This is a genomic window from Vibrio sp. 10N.247.311.13 (assembly GCF_041467595.1).
Lineage (GTDB): Bacteria > Pseudomonadota > Gammaproteobacteria > Enterobacterales > Vibrionaceae > Vibrio > Vibrio crassostreae_C.
Genome location: NZ_JBFSUX010000055.1, coordinates 15,021 through 35,977, shown reverse-complemented (window position 1 = coordinate 35,977; position 20,957 = coordinate 15,021). Strand labels below are relative to the sequence as shown.

20 protein-coding genes and 1 pseudogene are annotated in these 20,957 nt (G+C 44.6%); 7 read left to right on the top strand and 14 right to left on the bottom strand.

Annotation, left to right across the window (positions count from 1 at the left end; genetic code table 11):
* Positions 1 to 213: 213 nt before the first annotated feature.
* From AB6E52_RS18470 to AB6E52_RS18455, 4 genes are all read right to left on the bottom strand, one after another.
* Entirely contained in the window at positions 214 to 1,227 is a 1,014-nt protein-coding gene (locus AB6E52_RS18470; RefSeq protein WP_102320536.1) for a manganese-dependent inorganic pyrophosphatase, read from the bottom strand.
* Positions 1,228 to 1,705: 478 nt separating this feature from the next.
* A complete protein-coding gene (locus AB6E52_RS18465) occupies positions 1,706 to 2,158 on the bottom strand; it encodes a septal ring lytic transglycosylase RlpA family protein (RefSeq protein ID WP_102320537.1) in 453 nt (150 codons plus the stop codon).
* 349 nt (positions 2,159 to 2,507) lie between these two features.
* On the bottom strand, positions 2,508 to 3,884 hold the full coding sequence (locus AB6E52_RS18460; RefSeq protein WP_102320538.1) for a uracil-xanthine permease family protein: 1,377 nt from the start codon (positions 3,882 to 3,884) through the stop codon (positions 2,508 to 2,510).
* A gap of 303 nt (positions 3,885 to 4,187) precedes the next feature.
* Positions 4,188 to 4,679, bottom strand: a complete 492-nt coding sequence (locus AB6E52_RS18455; protein ID WP_017065261.1) for a VOC family protein — start codon at positions 4,677 to 4,679, stop codon at positions 4,188 to 4,190.
* Between the two features lie 472 nt (positions 4,680 to 5,151).
* On the opposite strand from AB6E52_RS18455, the gene ahpC reads away from it, so the two are divergent.
* A complete protein-coding gene (ahpC, locus tag AB6E52_RS18450; protein WP_016798107.1) occupies positions 5,152 to 5,709 on the top strand; it encodes an alkyl hydroperoxide reductase subunit C in 558 nt (185 codons plus the stop codon).
* Positions 5,710 to 5,907: 198 nt separating this feature from the next.
* Positions 5,908 to 7,500 (top strand): alkyl hydroperoxide reductase subunit F, encoded by a 1,593-nt coding sequence (gene ahpF, locus AB6E52_RS18445; protein ID WP_102320539.1) that lies wholly within the window; start codon positions 5,908 to 5,910, stop codon positions 7,498 to 7,500.
* Between the two features lie 136 nt (positions 7,501 to 7,636).
* On the opposite strand, the gene AB6E52_RS18440 is transcribed toward ahpF, so the two are convergent.
* On the bottom strand, positions 7,637 to 8,236 hold the full coding sequence (locus tag AB6E52_RS18440; protein ID WP_017071831.1) for a LysE family translocator: 600 nt from the start codon (positions 8,234 to 8,236) through the stop codon (positions 7,637 to 7,639).
* Positions 8,237 to 8,358: 122 nt separating this feature from the next.
* Here AB6E52_RS18440 and AB6E52_RS18435 point away from each other — a divergent pair, with 122 nt between their 5' ends.
* A complete protein-coding gene (locus AB6E52_RS18435; protein WP_102320540.1) occupies positions 8,359 to 8,844 on the top strand; it encodes an Lrp/AsnC family transcriptional regulator in 486 nt (161 codons plus the stop codon).
* A gap of 112 nt (positions 8,845 to 8,956) precedes the next feature.
* On the opposite strand, the gene AB6E52_RS18430 is transcribed toward AB6E52_RS18435, so the two are convergent.
* Both AB6E52_RS18430 and AB6E52_RS18425 read right to left on the bottom strand, forming a co-directional pair.
* Positions 8,957 to 10,459 (bottom strand): arylsulfatase, encoded by a 1,503-nt coding sequence (locus AB6E52_RS18430; protein ID WP_102320541.1) that lies wholly within the window; start codon positions 10,457 to 10,459, stop codon positions 8,957 to 8,959.
* Positions 10,460 to 10,468: 9 nt separating this feature from the next.
* Positions 10,469 to 10,858 carry a DUF4345 domain-containing protein gene (locus AB6E52_RS18425; protein WP_017071827.1) on the bottom strand — a complete coding sequence of 130 codons (390 nt, stop codon included), beginning with the start codon at positions 10,856 to 10,858 and terminating at the stop codon, positions 10,469 to 10,471.
* 138 nt (positions 10,859 to 10,996) lie between these two features.
* Between AB6E52_RS18425 and AB6E52_RS18420 the strand changes: the two genes are divergently transcribed.
* The gene (locus AB6E52_RS18420; protein ID WP_102320542.1) at positions 10,997 to 11,767 is read left to right on the top strand and encodes a DUF481 domain-containing protein; all 771 of its coding nucleotides are present in this window, start codon (positions 10,997 to 10,999) and stop codon (positions 11,765 to 11,767) included.
* Between the two features lie 111 nt (positions 11,768 to 11,878).
* On the opposite strand, the gene AB6E52_RS18415 is transcribed toward AB6E52_RS18420, so the two are convergent.
* The 4 genes and pseudogenes from AB6E52_RS18415 to AB6E52_RS18400 form a co-directional block, all read right to left on the bottom strand.
* Entirely contained in the window at positions 11,879 to 12,298 is a 420-nt protein-coding gene (locus tag AB6E52_RS18415; protein WP_102320543.1) for a globin, read from the bottom strand.
* Between the two features lie 136 nt (positions 12,299 to 12,434).
* A complete protein-coding gene (locus tag AB6E52_RS18410; RefSeq protein WP_017071825.1) occupies positions 12,435 to 12,815 on the bottom strand; it encodes a VOC family protein in 381 nt (126 codons plus the stop codon).
* A gap of 145 nt (positions 12,816 to 12,960) precedes the next feature.
* Positions 12,961 to 13,410 (bottom strand): redox-sensitive transcriptional activator SoxR, encoded by a 450-nt coding sequence (gene soxR, locus AB6E52_RS18405; protein WP_102320544.1) that lies wholly within the window; start codon positions 13,408 to 13,410, stop codon positions 12,961 to 12,963.
* Between the two features lie 153 nt (positions 13,411 to 13,563).
* Positions 13,564 to 14,522, bottom strand: a pseudogene (locus AB6E52_RS18400) (LysR family transcriptional regulator).
* 130 nt (positions 14,523 to 14,652) lie between these two features.
* On the opposite strand from AB6E52_RS18400, the gene AB6E52_RS18395 reads away from it, so the two are divergent.
* Positions 14,653 to 15,465, top strand: a complete 813-nt coding sequence (locus AB6E52_RS18395; protein ID WP_102320545.1) for an enoyl-CoA hydratase/isomerase family protein — start codon at positions 14,653 to 14,655, stop codon at positions 15,463 to 15,465.
* A gap of 110 nt (positions 15,466 to 15,575) precedes the next feature.
* On the opposite strand, the gene AB6E52_RS18390 is transcribed toward AB6E52_RS18395, so the two are convergent.
* The 3 genes from AB6E52_RS18390 to AB6E52_RS18380 all read right to left on the bottom strand — a co-directional run bounded on the left by AB6E52_RS18390 (position 15,576) and on the right by AB6E52_RS18380 (position 18,769).
* On the bottom strand, positions 15,576 to 16,097 hold the full coding sequence (locus tag AB6E52_RS18390; protein ID WP_102320546.1) for an NADPH-dependent FMN reductase: 522 nt from the start codon (positions 16,095 to 16,097) through the stop codon (positions 15,576 to 15,578).
* Between the two features lie 325 nt (positions 16,098 to 16,422).
* Positions 16,423 to 17,985: a glutamate synthase-related protein gene (locus tag AB6E52_RS18385; protein WP_102320547.1), complete on the bottom strand. Its 1,563-nt coding sequence runs from the start codon at positions 17,983 to 17,985 to the stop codon at positions 16,423 to 16,425.
* Positions 17,986 to 18,211: 226 nt separating this feature from the next.
* Positions 18,212 to 18,769: a DUF1439 domain-containing protein gene (locus tag AB6E52_RS18380; RefSeq protein WP_102320548.1), complete on the bottom strand. Its 558-nt coding sequence runs from the start codon at positions 18,767 to 18,769 to the stop codon at positions 18,212 to 18,214.
* 162 nt (positions 18,770 to 18,931) lie between these two features.
* On the opposite strand from AB6E52_RS18380, the gene AB6E52_RS18375 reads away from it, so the two are divergent.
* Both AB6E52_RS18375 and AB6E52_RS18370 read left to right on the top strand, forming a co-directional pair.
* Positions 18,932 to 19,318, top strand: coding sequence for a thiol-disulfide oxidoreductase DCC family protein (locus AB6E52_RS18375; protein ID WP_065681147.1), 387 nt, complete (start codon positions 18,932 to 18,934; stop codon positions 19,316 to 19,318).
* A gap of 222 nt (positions 19,319 to 19,540) precedes the next feature.
* Positions 19,541 to 20,860 (top strand): AarF/ABC1/UbiB kinase family protein, encoded by a 1,320-nt coding sequence (locus tag AB6E52_RS18370; protein ID WP_102320549.1) that lies wholly within the window; start codon positions 19,541 to 19,543, stop codon positions 20,858 to 20,860.
* Positions 20,861 to 20,957 lie beyond the last annotated feature (97 nt).

Below are 20,957 nucleotides of genomic sequence, written 5' to 3'. Positions count from 1 at the left end.
AAGAGAAGCTGCTTAATAAGTAAGCAAATGATGACAACTACCTTGAAAAACACCGGATTTGCCGTCCTTTAATTTATCCATGAATTATTAATTTAGGAAAATCGCTGGCACATTTTTGTCCAAATCCCATTTAGACGCCCAATAATTAAAAAAGGGATTGGTATCTCTACCAATCCCTTCACTACTTATTTATAAAGTAACGGCTCTTATTCTCTACAAACTCTCAATGGCTTTCTGTACCGCAGGGCCAATCTGACGCTTGCGAGAAGTTACACCTTCTAGCGTCAACATGTCGCTTGTTGGTTCAGCGTTGAAAGCCGATTTAATCACTTGATAGTCGCTTTCATCCACCCACAATAAGTTAGCTTCTTTGTTCTTAGTGTCTGTGATAGAGAAGAAAAGATGATCTAAGCCGTTCTCTTCTTTGTAAGTCTTCATTGCTGCTAGAAGCTCATCTTTACGGTCAATCAGTTGTTGAGCCGTTAGCGTTTCAGCAACGCCGATACCTACCTGTTTGCCACCGTATTTAAAGTTTTTGTAATCCAGCGTCAAAATGGTTTCAGAAGAAAGATGACTGAGATCCGACTTAGCAATCAGCATCTGTTGGCCGAAATCTTCGATATCTGAAATACCTGCAACTTTTGCCAGCTTTTCAGCATACTCACGATCATGCTCAGTAGTGGTTGATGATTGGAATACCACAGTGTCAGAAAGGATTGCGCCTAAGCCTACACAAGCAAGGTGCTTAGGTAGTGACACATCCAGCTTTTCAGCGTTGTCAGCCAGAATAGTTGCAGCCGATCCCCAACCTCGAATATCCATTTCGACAATTTGTGGTGTATTAATCGGTGAGCCACCAATTGCGTGATGATCAACCACAGCAACAATCGATGCTTGGTCGATAGTTGGTGCTAGTTGAGTGACTTGATTGAAATCCACCAGCCCCACTCGATATGAAGAGTAATCTGTCTCTACGCGGGGAGATTCAGCATTACAGTAGTTCAAGATGAAGGTGGATTCTGGATTGATAGGCTCTGGTACTGTCGCTGTACCGCCATAGATATGAGCCGCGAGCATCGCAGACATTACCGTGTCGCTGTCTGGGCTTAGGTGCCCTGTCCATACGAGATCTTCACTGTTTTCATTGGCAGATTGTTGAAGACTGAAAGCATAGCTTGCTGAGCTAAAAGACATAATTAGGGCTGCAACGACAGGGGTTAGCTTCACGGGTATTTCCTTATTTGAATGCGATATAGAAGCCCATAAGCTAAACACCAAAAATTTCAGAACCGTGTCACTAATATTTCAGATTTACTTCAGTGAGTAACGAAATGTAATTTCCCTCTCTTTGAGAGTCTTCTTCTCCCATCAATTGTACCTCCCCCTTTCTATTACACGCCCGCCACAACCAATTTTGGATTAGTTCAGCTTTTCATTATTTCACAATGAATTTCAATGAACCCTAATGATAAGAAAGCTAAGATACTGATTTATTTACCTCATAACATCATCAACCCACATATTAGAAATAAGATAATCTTATTAAAAATGGATTATCGAAAGGCACAAATAAGGCTACAAAGCAGCCTTATTGAGTAAGCATAAATGAGCTATTGATTCACCGATATCGAGGTTCTGTTCCTCCCCTTTCCCACTACTGGTAAGGGATCGGAGATGTAAACCAAGGGGAGGTTAGGAGGGGATTCTAGTGTTTGTATCGAAAGGTATTACTATCATCAACAATCTCGATTTTAACAGGCACGGTGCCTTGTTTAACGTTGCCGATTTTTGCAAATGCCTTGTGCGACAGGTCGATCACTCGGCCTTTTACATAAGGGCCTCGATCATTAATTTTCACATCAACAGACTTGTTATTGTTTGTATTGGTCACTCTCACGATAGTCCCGAATGGCAAGGTTTTATGAGCCGCAGTAGTCGCATTCATATTATACGTCTCACCACTTGCTGTGAGCCTTCCATGAAATTTATCGCCATACCAAGAAGCTTTACCAGCAAGAGCATGTGACTTGGCATATTCCTTTGTTTTAGAACTGCCGACAGCCGACGTTGAGGTGCATCCGGCTAATATCATAAGGATAAGAGCGGTAAAGATAATATGTAATTTTTTCATGTGGTTTGTGTGCGCTAATCTCTGCATGTTTCTCTATTTTCGTTGTTGTTGGTTAGCAATATAATGCTGAGTATAGTCACTGCTCAGCCAAGGCTACCATTCGGTATGATGACGGAATGTTTTCATGAAGCACGCTCGCTTCAGTCATATTCATGAAAGGTTTTATCTTCAAAACGTCAACTTTAACAACGTCTTAAATCTGTATATTTCTTAATCACTTCATGTAGATAAGTCACTCAGCCAAACATCCAAATACAAAAAAGGATTGGTATCTCTACCAATCCTCTCTATGGGATGTTTCGTTTTTCTGCCTATGGTAGGTAGATAACGCAATTGTCCGTAATCAGTCACCTACGCTTCTTCTCGGCTGTATAAGTTACGCTTTACTGGTTTGTACCGAATTCGTCATCGATTTGGCTTTAGTTTCAGGCACCAAAGACATCAACCCGGTAATCACAAGCGCGGCAATACCAGACATGGTTACTGGTGAGCCAAATATGCTTTGCGCTAGCTTGGGTGCTTCTTTCAATAAGTCAGGCACTAGCATTACTCCAAGTCCTAAACCTAATGAGATGGCAATCGTCATGATTCTGCGGCGATCCAGCTTTTCATTTGCAATAATCTTGATGCCCGCTGCGGCAACTGTACCGAACATCACCAATGTCGCCCCGCCTAATACAGGTTTTGGAATCGTCATTAATACCGCGCCTAAGATGGGAAATAGCCCTAACAGAAAAAGAATGGCTGCAATGAAGTAGCCAATGTAGCGGCTCGCGACTCCGGTAAAATGAATCACACCATTGTTCTGGCTGAAGGTCGTATTTGGAAAAGTGTTAAATACTGCTGCGATAAGCGAGTTCACGCCGTCACCTAGCACGCCAGCTTTGAGTCGATTGATATATTTCGGCCCCTTAACCGGCTGCCCTGAGAACATGCTGTTGGCGGTAAGATCCCCCGTCGTTTCAATAACAGTAATCAAGTAAATAAAAGCGATAGGCAGGAAGGCTTGCCAATCAAAAGCGAAGCCATATTTAAATGGGACAGGAATACTCAATAGCGGTTGAGAAGCAAAAGAAACCATAGACGCTTTGCCCATCAAAATGGCAACGCCCCAGCCAACTACCAACCCAACTAAAATCGACGACAACCTAACCATATTATTGTTGCTCAGGTTAAGCGCGACTATGGTTCCGAGGACGATGGCACCCAACATCAGATTGCTTCCAGAGCCAAAATCTTCGGCACCAACGCCACCAGCAATATCTGTGACGCCAACTTTAATCAAAGAGATGCCAATTGTGGTGATAACGATTCCGGTTACAACTGGGGTGATCACCACTTTCAACTTTTCGATAAAACGCGATAGGACAATTTCTACAAACGCACCGAAGAAACAAACGCCAAAAATGGTGGCGAGCATTTCATCCGGCCCACCGCCATTCGCTTTAACAAGGAAGCCCGCACCTAATACAGATCCCAAGAACGCAAAGCTGGTTCCTTGGACACAGATCATCCCTGCGCCAACTGGCCCTATTTTTCTCGCTTGAATAAAGGTACCGACCCCAGACACCATGAGTGCCATGCTGATCAGATAAGGAATGTGCTCACCCAACCCAAGCACACCGCCAATAATGAGTGTGGGCGTGATAATACCAACGAAACTGGCTAATACATGCTGCAACGCTGCGTAACTGGCAGCTCTGACTGATGGTCGATCGTCTAATCCGTAGATCAATTCACTGTTCTGTTCCATGTGACTTCCTTTATGTATTTTTTATTGTATACAATTTACATAAAGACAATAGAGCAACATATATGCCAATGGTTTAACATCATACTTATCAATCAGTTAAGTTTCATCTTTAGCCAGTGCTGCACTATAGATCAACACTGTCGGCTTGTTTTAGTGCAACGAAGAGCACAAAGCACTCCTTTGACCAGGTTTATCCGTAACCTTCCACTCAATATCGCAGACACAAAAAAAGGATTGGTATCTCTACCAATCCTCTTTAGGGGGTGTTTCGGTTTTCTACCTTATGACAGGTAGATAACACTATTACTCGTAGTCAGTCGCGTAAGTGTCTTCGTATGTGTGCGAGTAGAATTCGAACAGGTTGCCAAACGGGTCTTCTAGGTAAACCATTTGTGCTTGTTTTAGTTCGTCTTCTGGGTGGTAACGCATGATGTCCATACGGACCTTACCGCCAAACTCTTCAACACGTTTAATCGCTGAATGAAACTGCTCTTTTGGAAGCTGTAGACAGAAGTGGAAGATACCTAGACGTGAGAAATCAACTTCGTGACGCTCTTGGCGCTCTTTCATTTCGAACAGCTCAACACCGATACCATCAGATGTTACTAGGTGTGCAATGTTGAAGCCTTTAAAGCCTTCACCGAACACAGCGATACACATGCGGCCGATTGCTGATTCGCGCTCTTCCATCACTTTGGTGTTGTTCATTACGATTCTTAGACCTAGAGCTTTCGTGTAAAACTCGACTGCTTGGTCCATGTCACCCACCATGATGCCTACGTGATTCATTTTCATAACTTGCTCCAAATTCGTTTTAAATTCTGTGCTTTTCGAAGTCTAGCTTCGGTGTTTCGTTTCGATGGAGAGAGTATAGGTACATGCGTTAATTAACTGAAATTATCATAATTTATATTAATGATAATTTTTTGTTATTTACAGTTTAATATAACAACTCAACTCACGCAAAGAAACCATACCGAACCCTACCTACATAGACACATAGATACACACACCAATAGAGATAAGCCCAATGTAGAGAACAACCTAAAGAGCATAGCTACTTAAATTGGGAGTTGTTGATGTTTGATGGCTTTTGTTAATTGTTTTTGTTGATAGCTTTTACCGATAGCCTTTTCCTTTCGAAGATAGGATTCGCCTATTGAATCTATAGAAATGTCCGATTTCACTAATTTTCGGTGGCAATGCAATATATCTACATCGACGCGGGATAGCGTTAAACACTATAAATTAGAAAGAGAGTCAAATCATGATCAACACAGAAATCAAACCATTCAACGCAACAGCATTCAAAAACGGCGAATTCGTAGAAATCACTGAGCAAGACGTTAAAGGCAAGTGGGCTGTATTCTTCTTCTACCCAGCAGACTTCACATTTGTATGTCCAACTGAGCTAGTTGACCTACAAGACAAATACGCAGAGCTTCAATCTCGCGGCGTAGAAGTTTACTCAGTATCAACTGACACTCACTTCTCTCACAAAGCATGGCACGATACTTCTGACAAAATCGGCACTATCGAATACTTCATGGTAGGCGACCAAACAGGCAACATCACAAATAACTTCAACGTTATGCGTGAAGGTCAAGGCCTTGCAGACCGTGCAACGTTCCTAATCGACCCTGAAGGCGTTATCCAAGCAATGGAAATCACAGCTGAAGGCATCGGCCGTGACGCAGAAGACCTACTACGCAAGGTTAAAGCAGCACAATACGTAGCCGCTAACCCAGGTGAAGTTTGCCCAGCTAAATGGAAAGAAGGCGAAGAGACTCTAGCTCCATCTCTAGACCTAGTAGGCAAGATTTAATCTAAGCCTAGCTAACAAGAATAGCTAAACGGTTCTACAGGCGCGCTTCGGCCCCCCTCCTAAAGGGCAGTCGCGCGCCACCCTTTCAAAACATCAACACCACAATATTTGCCGACTTGCGCCCCCTTTTTATTTTCCTTTTTCAGCAAGAAGGTATTGGTCAATACCAAGACACAGAATTTAAGAGCAGGCACGATTATGTTAGATCAAGCAATGAAGCAGCAGCTAAAAGCATACCTAGAAAACCTAAAAACCAATGTTCAGTTAGTGCTTAGCCTGGATGGCAGCGACACCGCGAACAAACTTCAAGATCTGGCGAATGACATCTCGTCTTTAACCGATAAAATTGAAGTGACTCGCGATGACAGCGCAAGCACTCGCAGCCCTATCATGCAGGTCGTGAACCAAGAGAAAGGCACCGCGATCGGTTTTGCCGGTTTACCAATGGGTCACGAATTTACGTCACTGGTTCTAGCACTGCTTCATAGTGGTGGTCACCCTATCAAGCTTGAAGCGGACGTAATCGAGCAAATTAAAGAACTCGATCAAGAGCTTAATGTAGAGATTTTTATCTCGCTCTCATGCCAAAACTGTCCAGAAGTGGTTCAAGCCTTCAATATGATGTCGGCGATTAATCCTCTGGTTAAGACAACGATGATCGACGGCGCAGCATTCCAAGATGAAGTGAAGTCTCGCGACATCATGGCAGTACCAAGTGTATTCGTTAATGGTGAGCTATTTGGTCAAGGCCGTATGTCACTGGCTGAAATCCTTAACAAGGTTGATTCAGGCGCAGCGGAAAAGAAAGCAGCAAACCTAAACCAACAAGCACCGTTTGATGTATTGGTTGTAGGCGGCGGCCCTGCAGGTTCTTCAGCGGCAATTTATGCTGCACGTAAAGGCATTCGTACTGGTGTGGTTGCTGACCGATTCGGCGGCCAAGTGATGGACACCATGGCGATTGAGAACTTTATCTCAGTAAAAGCGACAACTGGCCCTAAATTAGTGGCAAGCCTTGAAGAGCACGTAAAAGAGTACGGTGTTGAAGTGATGACTGAGCAGCGCGCTGCAAACATCATTGCAGCAGAAGACACTGAAGACGGCTACATCCACGTTGAGCTAGAGAGCGGCGCAACACTACGAGCTCGCACGGTTATCACAAGTACCGGTGCTCGCTGGCGTGAAATGAACGTTCCGGGTGAGCAAGAGTACCGCAATAAAGGCGTCGCTTACTGCCCACACTGTGACGGTCCTTTATTCAAAGGTAAGAAAACAGCGGTTATTGGTGGCGGTAACTCAGGTATTGAAGCGGCTATCGACCTAGCAGGTATCGTGGAACACGTAACTGTGCTTGAGTTTGCGAACACACTGCGCGCTGACCAAGTACTTATCGACAAAGCGAACGCAACGCCAAACATCGAAATCATCAAGATGGCACAAACAACGCAAGTGATTGGTGATGGCAACCGTGTAACCGGTCTGGAATACAAAGACCGCAACACCGATGAACTTAAACAGATTGAACTCGCAGGTATCTTTGTTCAAATCGGCCTGATGCCAAACAGCGAATGGTTGAAGGGTTCGAAAGTTGAGCTATCACCACGCGGTGAAATTGAAATTAACGCTCATGGCGCAACATCAATGAAAGGTGTATTTGCAGCAGGCGATGTGACAACCGTACCTTACAAACAGATCATCATTGCGATGGGTGAAGGTGCGAAAGCAAGCTTAGGTGCATTTGACCACCTAATCCGTAACTCAGCTCCAGTTAAAGAAGCTGAAACCGCTTAACCTTTACACTGAAAAGCTTAAAGCTTTTAACTCAAGTTCCTTAAATATTTGTTAACTTAATTCTTTACTGTTAACGACTTAGTCGACATTTAGACGCCACTCCTATGGATTTAGGAGTGGTTTTTTTCTTTGTGATTTACGCCGGTTGATAAAGCATAAAGGCAACCACCATCGCTAAGCTTCCGCCCAAGCAACGGTTCACAAACATCATCTGTTTTGGTGATTGCAGTAGCTTTTTAAGCATGGTGCCGCAATACGCCCACACCAACATGCACGGTACACCGGTAATCACCATACCCGCGATAATGGTCACGACTTGAATCAAGTAATCGGCATTCGGAGTGATGAACTGCGAAAACACGGTTAATGACGCTATCCAACCTTTAGGATTTAACACCTGCACCAACACACCCGACACAAAGCCTGAACGATTGTCGGTGGTGCTTTCTTCGATTTGCATATTCGCAATCGACCACGCCATGAACAGCAAATAAGCCGCACCCGCGTATTTCAAAATGCTGTATAGCTCTGGGTAAAGGGTAAATAGGCTCACCAAACCGACACTAGAACCCGCCAGTACGATGATGATGCCAACAGCGTTCCCAGAGATAAAAGGTAAAGTCGCAGCAAATCCATAACGACTTGAAATCCCAAGTAATGCGATATTGCCTGCCCCAGGGGTAATTGCAATTGATGTTGAAAATAGCAAGAACGCCAGCATTAATTGAGAGCTCATTTCCTCTCACTCCTAATAAGTAAAGTATTTATAGGGAGAGAGTTTACAGATTCGACTAGGAATTAAATTGCTATATAGGCTAATATTAATCCAAATTTGAGCAAGAATTTTCCAAAATAGCCATGAAACAGAAAGAATCCACCAAAGAAGTATTGGATGACACAGATATCGCCATCTTAGAGCATATCCAGCAAGACGGACGCATGAGCAACAGCAAGCTCGCAGAGAAGGTCAACCTCAGCGAAACCCCATGCTGGCGTCGTTGGAAACGCATGGAGGAAACTGGCTATATCGATGGTTACGCCGCTAAGCTGAATCGTAAGAAATTAGGCTTTCATGTGGCTGGTTTTACCCTTGTAACACTAGGCAATCATGAAGTTGAAAACACAGAACCGTTCGAAGAGTTTGTCGCGGTAACCGATTGGATTCCAATGTGTCACTGCATTGCAGGCGGCGCCGATTACATGGTGCAAGTGTTGGCGAAAGATTTAGAAGAGTACTTTGAGCGTATTAGCTCGATCAGAAGAGTCAAAGGCGTGAGCGCGATTCAGTCGAACATCTCAGTAAAAGAGTTGAAAAACAGCTATCAGCTTCCTCTTGAGGACTAGTTCACTTCTTCTGATAGCCTTTTTCTTTTAGCAAAACAAAAGCCCAACACCCTAGGTTTCTAAAACTTAGGGGCTGAGCTTTGTTTATTTAGGTTCTGGAAGTGAGTGTACGCTAATTCCCCACACCACCGGTATTGTCTGGCTGAGTTTCTGGCGTCTTAGGTGGCCACTCTTTGAAGGTCGCTAGGTGTTGCTGTACCGCCGCTTGAGCCGGGCCAAATGCCCACATTTTTTGTCCCATCCACTTCAAGTACATGCCCGATTCTTCGGCCGCTCGCTCATACGGGTCACGGCGCAAGTTAAACAGTAATGGGGCGTTTAGCTCTTCTTTAGGACCACTCCAACCGTGATTTTGCACGATGAAGTGCGCCTTCCAATCTCCTACTCGAACCGCTTGTAGCTTATCTCGTTCGTAGTAGTAAATCTCTTTACGATTCGACTCACCTTTTTCCGTCAACATATCGACTTGGTTATAACCATCGAGGTGTGCTTTAAAGCCATCGTGACCTTTTAGCATTTTCTCTTTCAGATCGGCAGGGCCACCCGCAGCTGCAACAAGTGTCGGTAGCCAGTCCATACCATCAAAGATGCCGTTACCCACACTACCCGCTGGAATCTTACCTGGCCAACTAACGAGAGCTGGAGCACGAACGCCACCTTCCCACGTAGTGCCTTTCTCACCGTGGTATGGTGTCATACCACCATCAGGCCAAGTCATGATCTCTGGGCCGTTATCGGCAGTGAAAATGATGATGGTGTTGTCAGCAATACCGAGTTCTTCCATCTTCGCCATCATCTCACCGACGTGATCATCAAGATCTTTCATGACCACTTCTTGGAGTCCCCAACCGTTTTGACCGAGCATCGCTTCGTATTCAGGTGACAGGTGCGTCCAAACGTGACCGCGTGATGGACAGTACCAAGTGAAAAATGGCTTATCCGCTTCAACCGCCCTTTCGATGAAGTTGATCGCGTGCTTATTTACTTCATCATCTAGTGTGCGCATACGCTCGATAGTTAGCGCGCCATCGTCTTCAATGGTTTGTCCGCCTTTGCCATCGGATTTCGCGTAAATCACATTGCGAGGCGCAAAAGCATCCAACGAACCGTCTTTTGGCCAGTCTGGATCTTCGGTGTATTCCATCGCATTCAGGTGATACAACCAGCCCCAATACTCATCGAAGCCGTGCATTGTTGGTAAGAATTCATCACGGTCACCCAAGTGGTTTTTACCAAACTGACCAGTCACGTAACCCATGGTTTTGAGAATTTCTGGTAGTGTTGGCGTATCCGCATGCAGCCCAACAGGCCCACCCGGTAAGCCCACCGTGTGCATACCCGTTCGCACTGGTAACTGCCCCGTTAAGAATGCAGAGCGCCCGGCCGTACACGATGGCTGCGCATAATAATCTGTGAGTAGCATGCCCTTTTCAGCAATACTATCGATGTTTGGTGTTTCACTACTCATCACACCATTGTGATAAGCACTCAGGTTTGAGATCCCAATATCATCCGTGAAGATAACAAAAATATTCGGTTGCTCTTGTGCTGACCATGCCGATAGCGAAAAGCTACTCAACACACTCATCACAACAAGGTGGAAAATCCTTTTCATAGAATGTCCTTATACTGTTTCAGATTGCTCTTTATGAATCATTTTTAAACCAACTAAACCAAAGCCCAACTCCAATATTAGATAAACAAAAAGTAGCCAATGCGGCATGCCATCCACCACCAAACTGATGACTCGTCCGGCAGCTAAACCCAACATGAATACCACCAAACTATAGAGCGCTGGCAGTCGATACTTTTTGAACAGTGCGCCAAACACCCAAAACAACGCCAGAGCCAAATAAAGCCCCATCACTGCACGAAAGATATGAGTAACGTTGATGGGTGTGGCGTCGATACCAAATAGATAGTCAAGAGAGACTACGGGGGCATAACCATAAGACAGTGCAATAGGTGTTAAACCTAAAACTGCAACGAACAAGAAAATACTCTGTGGCTTCATACCCTAACTCTTTTAACTTGGCTCATTTCAAAAAACATAGTCTACAATCAGCAATATACAAGTTGCATATATGAAAATTGCCCCCCGCAAGGCACATTCATAAACTTGCTACTTCACACAAAAGATAAGGATATCGATATGGCTAAATGGCGTTACCTAATCGCATCAGTATTAATGGCTAGTTCAACCGTAAGTGCGCAAGAAGCAAGTACACCGATGGATACAAAAAAGTGGCAACATAGTTTCGAAATCTACGCGCTCGCACTCAATATTCGTGGAGACAGCACCATTGGTAATTTGTCAGCAGATGTTGATGTTGATCCTTCATTCATCATGGATCATCTTGATATGACCGCAATGGTGCGTTTAGAGGGTGACTATGACAATCAATGGGGCTATTACATTGACTACAGCTTCATGAAACTAAGCGGAAAAACAAACTCGGTATTAGGATCCAACGCAGAGTTATTAAGAGGCAACCTTGATATCCGACAAGGTGTTTTAGATGTGAAGGGTTTTAAGCGCTACCAATACGATTTTGGCACGATTGATTATCTGTTTGGGCTTCGTTGGTGGGATAACGACATTGATACCAAGCTTTACGGTTCAGGTGGTAGGTTAAGTGTCGACCGATCACTTGATGAAGATTGGGTTGACTACCAAGTAGGTGTGAGATGGATAACGCAGATCAATAAGGATTGGAAGTTTCACGCAACCATTGATGCAGGGCTTGGTAGTGACACCAACTTTACCTCATCTCTGTTAACTGGCGTGCGATACCAGATAAACAGTTGGTCTGACTTAAATGTTGCCTACAAATCGACCTGGGTTGATTACGAAAACAAGGGGACCTTTGAATACGATACCGCATCGCAAGGGTTCCTGATTGGTTGGGCTGCTCATTTCTAGTCAAACAATAAGAGGTAAGCCTGATATCGTTAGGCTTACCTGACAATGTCAATCTTTCAAGAGTTAATGCCGGTTTTAACTAACGAACAAGCAAAACTACCCATCAACGACCTAGTTATTCACAGTGTTTGGAACTACGCACTCTTTCTTCATGATAGTTAAGCCGGCCTCGAGAGTTTCTGTCCAAGCTTGTTCGACGCTTTCATCGTAGTGAGGGTCATATTTTTTAACTGTATTGAGTAACGAATTGAACCACTCGTTGAGCTCAATCTCGGAAATATCCAGCCCTAGGTCTTTATGCCTTTTACCCAATTTCTTTACTGAGTTACGCACGCTTGGTAGACCAGCAGAGTTATAGATAAGAATGATCGAGGCTTTAAGCATCTTGGTTTGATGCTCTAATCCTATCTTTTCAAAACGTTCTGAAAATCTTGGATTATGCTCGCAAAAATCCGCCAAAAACGTTTCGAGAAATTCTTGGTCAATCCGGCAGCGCTCAAAACTTTCATAAAACAGTTCGTTCGGTTTCATCTAGCCAGTCCTTTGCAAAATTTTGAGTTATCGGGAAGCTAACAAGTCCAGAGCCGTAACTTAGCCAACTCCGAACCATCAATATGATCTAAGTATACGCCACTGTGGCATAAAATGAACGATGGCATAACGTAAACTACGGCATAAAGTGCGTTGCACAGATCTTGTTTCCATCAGGATCTCGCAAATAAGCCATGTACAAGCGACGCTCGTCAGAACCTCTCGCTCCGGGACCATTTTCAATGCTGGTACCGCCATTTTCGACGCCAACTCGATGCCACTCATCTACAACTTCAGGAGAAGGCGCAAGAAAACCCACCGTCATGCCGTTGCCGTGCGTTGCTGGCTGACCATCAATCGGTTTGGTTAAGCCCAACACACCCGTTTGGCTAACGTAAACACAGCGCCCTTTAGGATCCACAGAGCCTTCGCTATAACCAAGCACTTTCATGATTGGGTCATAAAAAGCCTTTGCGCGTTCAATATCTTCGGTACCGAGAAAAACATGGCTGAACATAACTAACCTCTTCTTTTATTGAAAGAACCACCTAAACTAGACCTATAATTCGTGTTTGTCTAGGCACGCTATTCGTCACAACTGTTGCTTAACCCATTGAGCAAACACCTGAAACTTAGTTCGCTGCTCCATGCCTTTCGGGAACTCAGTTAGTCTGATCAACGATCCGTTGTGCGCCCTGCCCTTGGTCATGCAGAATATCTTCAGGGTTCAACAAGTGGCATTTCTGCATACTCAAACACCCGCAACCGATACAGCCTGTTAAGTTTTCTTGTAGCGATTTAATCTGCGCCATTTTGCTATCAAGTTGACCCTGCCACTTCTTAGCAACGCGCTCCCAATCTCGCTTAGTCGCGGTATGGTTCATCGGCAGTGTCGATAACTCTTCGGTGATCTCTTCCAGCGTGAAGCCAATCGACTGTGCGACTTGTATCAAAGCAATTCTTCTCAACATCGCCGACTGATAACGGCGCTGATTTCCGTTAGTACGAATTGAAGCAATCAACCCCTTGGTTTCGTAAAAGCGTAAGGCCGAAGGAGCCACGCCACTGCGCTCAGCCAACTGGCCTATGGTGAGGTATACGATGTTTCTCATGATCTTTCACTTCCTGTTTGAATAGCCGTTTCTTCCTGATAATAACCAGTATAATATAGTTCACTTTAACTTGAAGTTTGCGTTCAAACTTAGGTTTGGGCTAGATTACAAAATACGCGCAACAAAGCAACCTAACGTATTGATTTTTTTGAGCTATGATTTTGTTCGCTGATTGCCATACATGTCGTCAAACCCGGGAATGCCTTGCTCCCACACAGGTTTATCTTCACCGACAATGGTTTTCAATGTATCAATGAAGAGCTTGGTTTTTATGGGTGCATCTCGATGTGGGTACACCGCATAGAAAGTGCCAAAGTCATCCAAGTTTAAGTGAGTCATAATAGGCACTAACTCTCCACTGAGCACTTCATCTTCAATCATCTGCGCCGTGACAACCGCGAGAGTACTGCCAGTTAGCGCGCTCTTGGAAATCATCTCAACGTCATTCACTTTATAAGCGGCATTAAGCTGGAAATGCTGCGCTTGCCCCTCTTGATCGACATAAGAAAACTTATCAATCAACAAACCCGGAGCGGCATAGATAGTCGCAGGTAATGACTCTAACTTTTCGATGGTGTTGATCTCGCCATGCTGAGCAATGAACTCAGGTGAAGCGACAATCAGCAATCGACTTCTGGCTATCTTACGGCTGATTAGGCTGGAGTTTTTGGGCTTACCAATACGGAAACCAATATCAAACCCTTCTTTAACCATATCGACGATTCGGTCTTCGAGTCTCAATTCAAAATCAACATCTGGATACTGCTTCTGGAAAACCGCAATCGCCTGCTGAACATATTGTCGACCGAACATGGTCGAGCTGGTGATTCTTAATAACCCTCGAGGCTCTGCATGATAATTTTGCGCCAAGCGTCGAGTATCGTTCAACAGTGCACGAAGCTGATGCGCTTGATGACCATCTCATTGCCTGCAGCTGTCAGAGATAACGAACGAGTGGTTCGATTGAGTAACCGAACATCCAGCTCTTCTTCAAGACGGCTGATCTGTTTAGAGATAACGGAACGGTCGACGTTTCTTTGCTCCGCCACTTTGACAAACGAACCCAGCTCAACCACTTCAAGTAACAATAATAAACGACTCGATATATCCATAACGCCCTTTGTTGCATTTAAGGCACCAATCAAGTGCCAATATGACTATTTTTCTCATCTTATTACAAATCTATAGTAGCTGCACATAACGGAGACAACATTCAGTCCCGACCTAATAGAGGAACACCCCATGACACTACTATCTGTGACTAACCAAAATGGCATCGCAACAGTATCGATCAACAACCCACCAGTGAACGTGCTGACTTTCGACTTGATCAACGAGATCAATGCCTTTGTACTTTCATTGAAAGATGATCGTGATACTAAGGTTGTGGTCTTCAAATCATTACATGAGAGCTTCTTTCTGGCTCACCTAGATCTCAATGTGATCAACGGTACACAAGGTGGACAAGCTGGTTCGATTGAATTCAACCACATGATTGAGAACATTAAAGCGATGAAACAAGTCTCTGTCGCGGTAGTTGATGGCGTAGCTCGTGGGGGCGGTAATGAATTTGTGATGGCGTGTGACCTTGCTTACGGCACTGAAAACTCGGCGTTCGCACAACCAGAAATTCATGTAAACATCCCAACGGGTGGCCAAGGCGCAGTTCAATTTGCAAGACGCATGGGCAAAAACAAAGCGCTACAAGCTTTGCTGCTTGGTAACGATTTTACGGCTCAACAAGCAGAAGAGCGTAACATCATCACGCAATTTGTACCGAAGGCAGAGCTAGAGGGTTTCTTAGCAGCGACACTCGGTGTAATCAGCCAATTAGAAGTACGTGATATCGTGATGTACAAAGAGATCATCGCTGCCTCAATCAAAGATGAGCAAGCGGGCGCTGAACTAGAACTTCGTTACTTCTTAGAGCGCGAAAAAGAGCAGAAAACCGCAGCAATTATCGGTGCGTTTCTAAAACACGGTGGTCAAACTGAGCGTGAAGCGAAAGACATTCAAGGTATCTTCGTTGACACCGCAGCAGAGTTATCACAATAGACAATGACGCAATTAAATGGCCATCGCTTGATGGCCATTTATGTATGTATCTACTTATTTATCTATTTATCTGTGCACCGATGTAGTAATTCTCTCACTCACTGAAGCAGTTAGATCTGACTCATGATCGATTTCAGGCTCTCGGCCATTTCGGTATTGATGATCTCACCCGTTTCTACATTAAAGTTGTCGTAGAAACTTGGCACCGACATCGACCCCTTCACATCAGCATCAAAGTAAGGTGCGGAATTTACCGCAGACGACAACACAGAGCTTGCGCCACCGGGGCCTGGTGATGTGGAGAGCATAACCACAGGTTTACCTTGATACACTTTCATGTCGATTCGTGATGTCCAATCAAACACATTCTTAAAAGCTGCGGTGTATGAACCGTTGTACTCTGCAAAAGAGATGACCACAGCATCAGCTTCGCCAATCTTGCTGAAAAAGCGCTGCGCGTGTTGATGAACGCCGGACTCTTTTTCTCTGTCTTCACTATAAATAGGCATCTCGAAATCATTAAGATCGAGCACCTCTACTTGCGCGCCCTCAACTAAGCTTGCGGTGTACGCTGCCAATTGTTGGTTAATCGATGCTTTACTGTTGGTTGCGCCAATTGCTAATACTTTCATTGTTGATCCTTGTTCAGTTTTCTCACCTTTATGCACTCATGACTTCAATTACGGAGCTCAAAGTTCATAACTGAAGATTCGTAACGTCTGTTTGATAACATCAAAACCTGCACTAGGCGACAAGGTGATAGATTGTGTTTTTAGATTGGGGATGATGATAAAACCTCAAGTTAACTTAAGGTAAAGTGATATTTTAAAAAAATAGGAAATAATTTAAAAACACTTATAAAGCAGTTAATTACGAAGGATTAAACATCGATTGGCATTGCACAGGCAAAAATAAGCACACCCAAAATACATTGAGTGTGCTTTATCGAAGTATTATTTACTTAAAGTGATTTAATGGACAGACACCAGAGTAAGCGACACCGGATAGCTCGGCCATTTCGCGATTCCATGTTGCCAAATCATGAGGGTTAAATTGATTCAAATGATCATGCCCACATGCCCTCGCCATCACTTGCATTAATTCTGTCGAGGCTTCAAAGAAGTTCTTAAGCTGGTTCGATGCTTTCTCGACATTCAAACGCTGACGTAAATCGGCTTTTTGAGTTGCAATACCAGCAGGGCAATTATTGGTGTTACACATTCTCGCCGCCACACAACCTATCGACTGCATGGCACTGTTTGAGATAGCGACACCATCAGCACCAAGCGCCATCGCTTTTACGAAATCCATCGGCACGCGCAAGCCGCCCGTGATGATCAATGTGACTCTGTCACTGACCCCTTGTTTATCGAGATACGCTCTAGCGCGAGCGAGTGCTGGAATAGTGGGAACACTGATATGGTCACGGAACATTTCTGGCGCCGCCCCTGTACCGCCACCACGCCCATCTAAGATGATGTAATCGGCACTGGCATCAAGCGCGAACTGAATGTCTTCTTCGATGTGATTGGCACTTAACTTAAAGCCAATCGGGATACCGCCTGTCACCTCTCGAACACGGTCGGCGAACTTTTTAAAATCCTCGACCGTGTTAAGGTCGACAAAGGTGGGTGGAGAAATCGCTGCCGTGCCCGCTTCAATGCCACGCACCTCCGCGATCTTGCCTATGTTCTTCGCCCCCGGTAGGTGACCGCCTGTTCCGGTTTTAGCACCCTGCCCACCTTTAAAGTGGAAGGCTTGAACGTTTTTGAGCTTAGCTTCATCGTAACCAAACTGAGCACTGGCTAATTCATAAAAATAGCGAGAGTTCGCCGCTTGCTCTTCGGGCAACATGCCGCCCTCGCCCGAGCAAATTCCCGTTCCCGCAAGCTCTGCGCCTGTCGCTAAAGAGATTTTCGCTTCTTCAGATAACGAACCAAAACTCATATCAGACACAAATAAAGAGATGTTCAATTTAAGCGGCTTTTTCGCTTTTGGCCCAATAATAAGCTCAGTACCGACTGGCACATGTTCCAACAGAGGTTTGGTCGCCATTTGAGCAACCATCACTTGAATATCATCCCAGTGAGGTAATAGATATCTTGGAACACCCATTGAAGTCATTGGCCCATGGTGACCCACTTTGGATAAGCCATCTCGTGCTAATTGATGAATGAATTCGACCGTGGGCTCTTCTTTGGTTGCAGAAGCCGCAGGTGAGAGATCGGGCGTTGCCGCTTGGATGTGAACATCGGGGCCTTCTTGGCCCACTTGCTCAGCCGTAAACTGTTTATGGGTGCCATCACAGAAAGGGAGATTGTTCGAATACTTACAGCGGCACAGGTAAGCGTCGCCGGTTTCCTCGGCCACGAAACTCTTCGGTTTGAAGCCCGTTCCTGCATGAGAACCATCACAAAACGGTTGGTTTTTCGATTTCCCACAGGTACAGAAGTAATACTCCTCCCCTTCTGTTAGCTCCACTTTGACTGGCTTGGTATCCGCTATCACTGGATTCTTCATAGTTCGCTCACCTTTTCTTTCTTATGATTTGATGACTGAAGCGATGACTTGCTCACAAGAGTAAAGTAAAGGTGAGATACGCGGCTAATTCAATAAATAAGCCAGAGAAAACAAGCTTAATAGACAGCCTAAAAACAGAAATCTTGCTGATTCAACACAAACAAAAATGGCCACCAAATCGGCAGCCATTGTGTTTTAAATCTAAGTCTCAGCTAAATGTGAATGGTTAATCGAATAACTCGATGACCAGCTTGTTGTCTTTAATCACAAGATTAGGTTCCGATGACTTGATCAATGACTCTTGAACCTTATTGCTGTCCAATTTGTAAACTGGCGACTGAGACAACGCAAAACCAATCATAGAAACGGCAGGCTTAAGTAGTTTGGCGACCTCAGGCGAAAGCTGTTTATCTTTTTCTTCAAAGCGCTCTAAACGCAGTGATTTCAAATAAATCTCGCCACTCTCTTTGTCATATTCAGGAATCGCACTGAACTCGATATCAAGATCCAACCTCATATTCGGCACGTTAAACACCTGAACTTGTGCATTGGTATTCGCCAGAACAGACACGCGCTCGGCATCAGCTCGGCCAATTTGCACCGCTAAGTCATCGACAGCGACTTGCGCATACATAACGTTTTGTACACCCACTTCTTGCTCTAACATCACCGAATCTTGAAGGTAGTTCGTCATTTCTTGTTCAGTCACGCTATAGCTCACACAACCACTTAGCATTAGGGCTATGAAGGCTATAATGAAGCGGCTCATTGATTTCGTTGTCATTGGGGATCGACTCTTAATATGTAATTGCATGGAACGGATTTTACCTCGAGATGGTACTGTAAAATAGTCGTCACAATTACAGTGTCGGATAACTGAGTAAAATGATCCACCTAATCGGTGATTGCGTATAGTTGGGAATTGGTAAAAATAGTAAGGGAAGCAATGACTTCATTAACGATATTTTACGATGGGACATGCCCGTTGTGCGCAAAGGAGATGGCGGCACTTGCAAAGCATGATGTCGAGAATAAGATTCAAACCATCGATATCTACAGTGAAGCCTTTTCAGACTACCCTCAGATTGATGCCGACGCAGCCAACACCGTTTTGCATGCACTGGATGAGAATGGAAAACTGCTGCTAGGTTTAGACGTGACCTACCAAGCGTGGCGCTTAGTAGGAAAAGGTTGGCTATACGCCCCTTTACGTTGGGCGATATTCAAGCCAGTGGCCGACTGGTGTTATCTTCGGTTTGCCAAGAACCGATACAAAGTCTCTTTCTGGCTAACTGGAAAGTCACGCTGCGATGGTAACAGCTGCACAAAATAGTACTTGGTTAAGACATACCACTTGCGACTTTGTAATACACCACACCAAACAGCGCAGCAAAAACTAAAACGGTAACCGCGACTTTTAACCAAATAAACTTCATGTTTTGTCCTTTAAATTCTGTTTACTGTTTCGCGAGACAAGTTACCACAACAAAACATTAGGTTGGGTAATGATTTATAGAACTTTGTAGTGAGTCTTGATAACTAAGTGAGAACCTTTATGTCGGCAAAAGAAAGAAATCTACCTACCCATCGTATTTCAAGATTCAGTAAGTTCGCGTCTCTCGCCACTCGAGTAGCCGGAAGTGTCATCACTGAAGGCACGAAACAGCTCGCGCAGGGAAACAGACCCAAAGCAAAAGACTTGGTATTAACACCTCAAAACATTGCTCGTCTAACCGAACAACTGGCCCACCTGCGCGGTGCAGCAATGAAACTGGGGCAGATGCTATCAATGGATGCAGGCGATATCTTAGAACCTGAATTAGCCGATATTCTTTCTCGCCTGCGCTCAGACGCAGATCCTCTGCCAACAAAGCAGCTCAACCAAGTGTTAGAAAGCTCACTCGGGAACCATTGGAAAACCGAATTCCTGTCCTTCAATTTTAAACCGATCGCCAGTGCATCTATCGGACAAGTTCACCAAGCCTATAGTGATGCTGGGGACAAACTCGCAGTCAAAGTCCAATACCCCGGCATTAGAAAAAGTATCGACAGTGATGTTGATAACGTGGGCACGCTGCTCAATATTGTTGGGTTGATACCAAAGTCAGTCGATTACAAAGGCTTGTTAGAAGAGGCGAAAAAACAACTACATGATGAAGCCGACTATGCTCGCGAGGCTGACTACGCGACTCGTTACTATCATGCGCTTAAAGAGCACTCTCACTTCGTCGTGCCTAAGATTCATACGCAAATCTCATCAGAATCGGTGCTCGCCATGGACTTCATTGAGGGCATCTCGATAGAGCAAATCGAAAGTTACGACCAATGCACACGTAACTTTGTAATGCACAGCTTACTGGAGCTTCTGTTCAGAGAGTTGTTCGATTTTAAGATGGTGCAAACCGATCCCAATTTCGCCAACTACCTTTATGTTGAAAACACCCGACAAATTGGCTTATTAGATTTCGGAGCAACCCGTGAGTACAGTGACCGCTTCAGCGAGGGTTATCGCTTGGCCTTTTCCTCTGTCATTAACAACGATGAGCAAGTGCTCAACCGAGCTTTAGAGCAAATAGGATTCTTTAGCGAGACAATTCTTCCCGAACAACGCCAAGCGATTCTAAATCTAGTGAAAATGGCCTGTGAACCCATGCTTGTCGATGAAGATTACGACTTCAAAGCCAGTGGTTTAGCACAAAGGCTTCGTGAAGCTGGAACCATACTCAGCATGGAACAAGAGTATTGGCACACGCCACCAGCAGACGCTCTATTCCTCCACCGAAAGATTGGAGGCATGTACCTGCTGGCATCTCGCCTTGGAGCCAAGGTGAATATCAGGCGCTTGGTGGCGCCCTATTTGCTAAGCGGCAGCTGATACTTAACTGATAGCTGATACTGAAGCAATTCTGGTCTTTAAAGTGATCATTTTAAGTCGTTGAACAGTAATAACAGTTACGCCAACTAAAATGAGT

Bases quoted from the DNA above. Each gene is read 5' to 3' on its own strand.
- AB6E52_RS18430 (WP_102320541.1), bottom strand. From the start codon at position 10,459: ATGAAAAGGATTTTCCACCTTGTTGTGATGAGTGTGTTGAGTAGCTTT.
- AB6E52_RS18455 (WP_017065261.1), bottom strand. From the start codon at position 4,679: ATGAAAATGAATCACGTAGGCATCATGGTGGGTGACATGGACCAAGCA.
- AB6E52_RS18440 (WP_017071831.1), bottom strand. From the start codon at position 8,236: ATGAGCTCTCAATTAATGCTGGCGTTCTTGCTATTTTCAACATCAATT.
- AB6E52_RS18385 (WP_102320547.1), bottom strand. From the start codon at position 17,985: ATGAAGAATCCAGTGATAGCGGATACCAAGCCAGTCAAAGTGGAGCTA.
- AB6E52_RS18435 (WP_102320540.1), top strand. From the start codon at position 8,359: ATGAAACAGAAAGAATCCACCAAAGAAGTATTGGATGACACAGATATC.
- AB6E52_RS18380 (WP_102320548.1), bottom strand. From the start codon at position 18,769: ATGACAACGAAATCAATGAGCCGCTTCATTATAGCCTTCATAGCCCTA.
- AB6E52_RS18465 (WP_102320537.1), bottom strand. From the start codon at position 2,158: ATGCAGAGATTAGCGCACACAAACCACATGAAAAAATTACATATTATC.
- ahpC (WP_016798107.1), top strand. From the start codon at position 5,152: ATGATCAACACAGAAATCAAACCATTCAACGCAACAGCATTCAAAAAC.
- AB6E52_RS18370 (WP_102320549.1), top strand. From the start codon at position 19,541: ATGTCGGCAAAAGAAAGAAATCTACCTACCCATCGTATTTCAAGATTC.
- AB6E52_RS18420 (WP_102320542.1), top strand. From the start codon at position 10,997: ATGGCTAAATGGCGTTACCTAATCGCATCAGTATTAATGGCTAGTTCA.
- ahpF (WP_102320539.1), top strand. From the start codon at position 5,908: ATGTTAGATCAAGCAATGAAGCAGCAGCTAAAAGCATACCTAGAAAAC.
- AB6E52_RS18410 (WP_017071825.1), bottom strand. From the start codon at position 12,815: ATGTTCAGCCATGTTTTTCTCGGTACCGAAGATATTGAACGCGCAAAG.
- AB6E52_RS18425 (WP_017071827.1), bottom strand. From the start codon at position 10,858: ATGAAGCCACAGAGTATTTTCTTGTTCGTTGCAGTTTTAGGTTTAACA.
- AB6E52_RS18395 (WP_102320545.1), top strand. From the start codon at position 14,653: ATGACACTACTATCTGTGACTAACCAAAATGGCATCGCAACAGTATCG.
- AB6E52_RS18390 (WP_102320546.1), bottom strand. From the start codon at position 16,097: ATGAAAGTATTAGCAATTGGCGCAACCAACAGTAAAGCATCGATTAAC.
- AB6E52_RS18415 (WP_102320543.1), bottom strand. From the start codon at position 12,298: ATGAAACCGAACGAACTGTTTTATGAAAGTTTTGAGCGCTGCCGGATT.
- AB6E52_RS18460 (WP_102320538.1), bottom strand. From the start codon at position 3,884: ATGGAACAGAACAGTGAATTGATCTACGGATTAGACGATCGACCATCA.
- soxR (WP_102320544.1), bottom strand. From the start codon at position 13,410: ATGAGAAACATCGTATACCTCACCATAGGCCAGTTGGCTGAGCGCAGT.
- AB6E52_RS18375 (WP_065681147.1), top strand. From the start codon at position 18,932: ATGACTTCATTAACGATATTTTACGATGGGACATGCCCGTTGTGCGCA.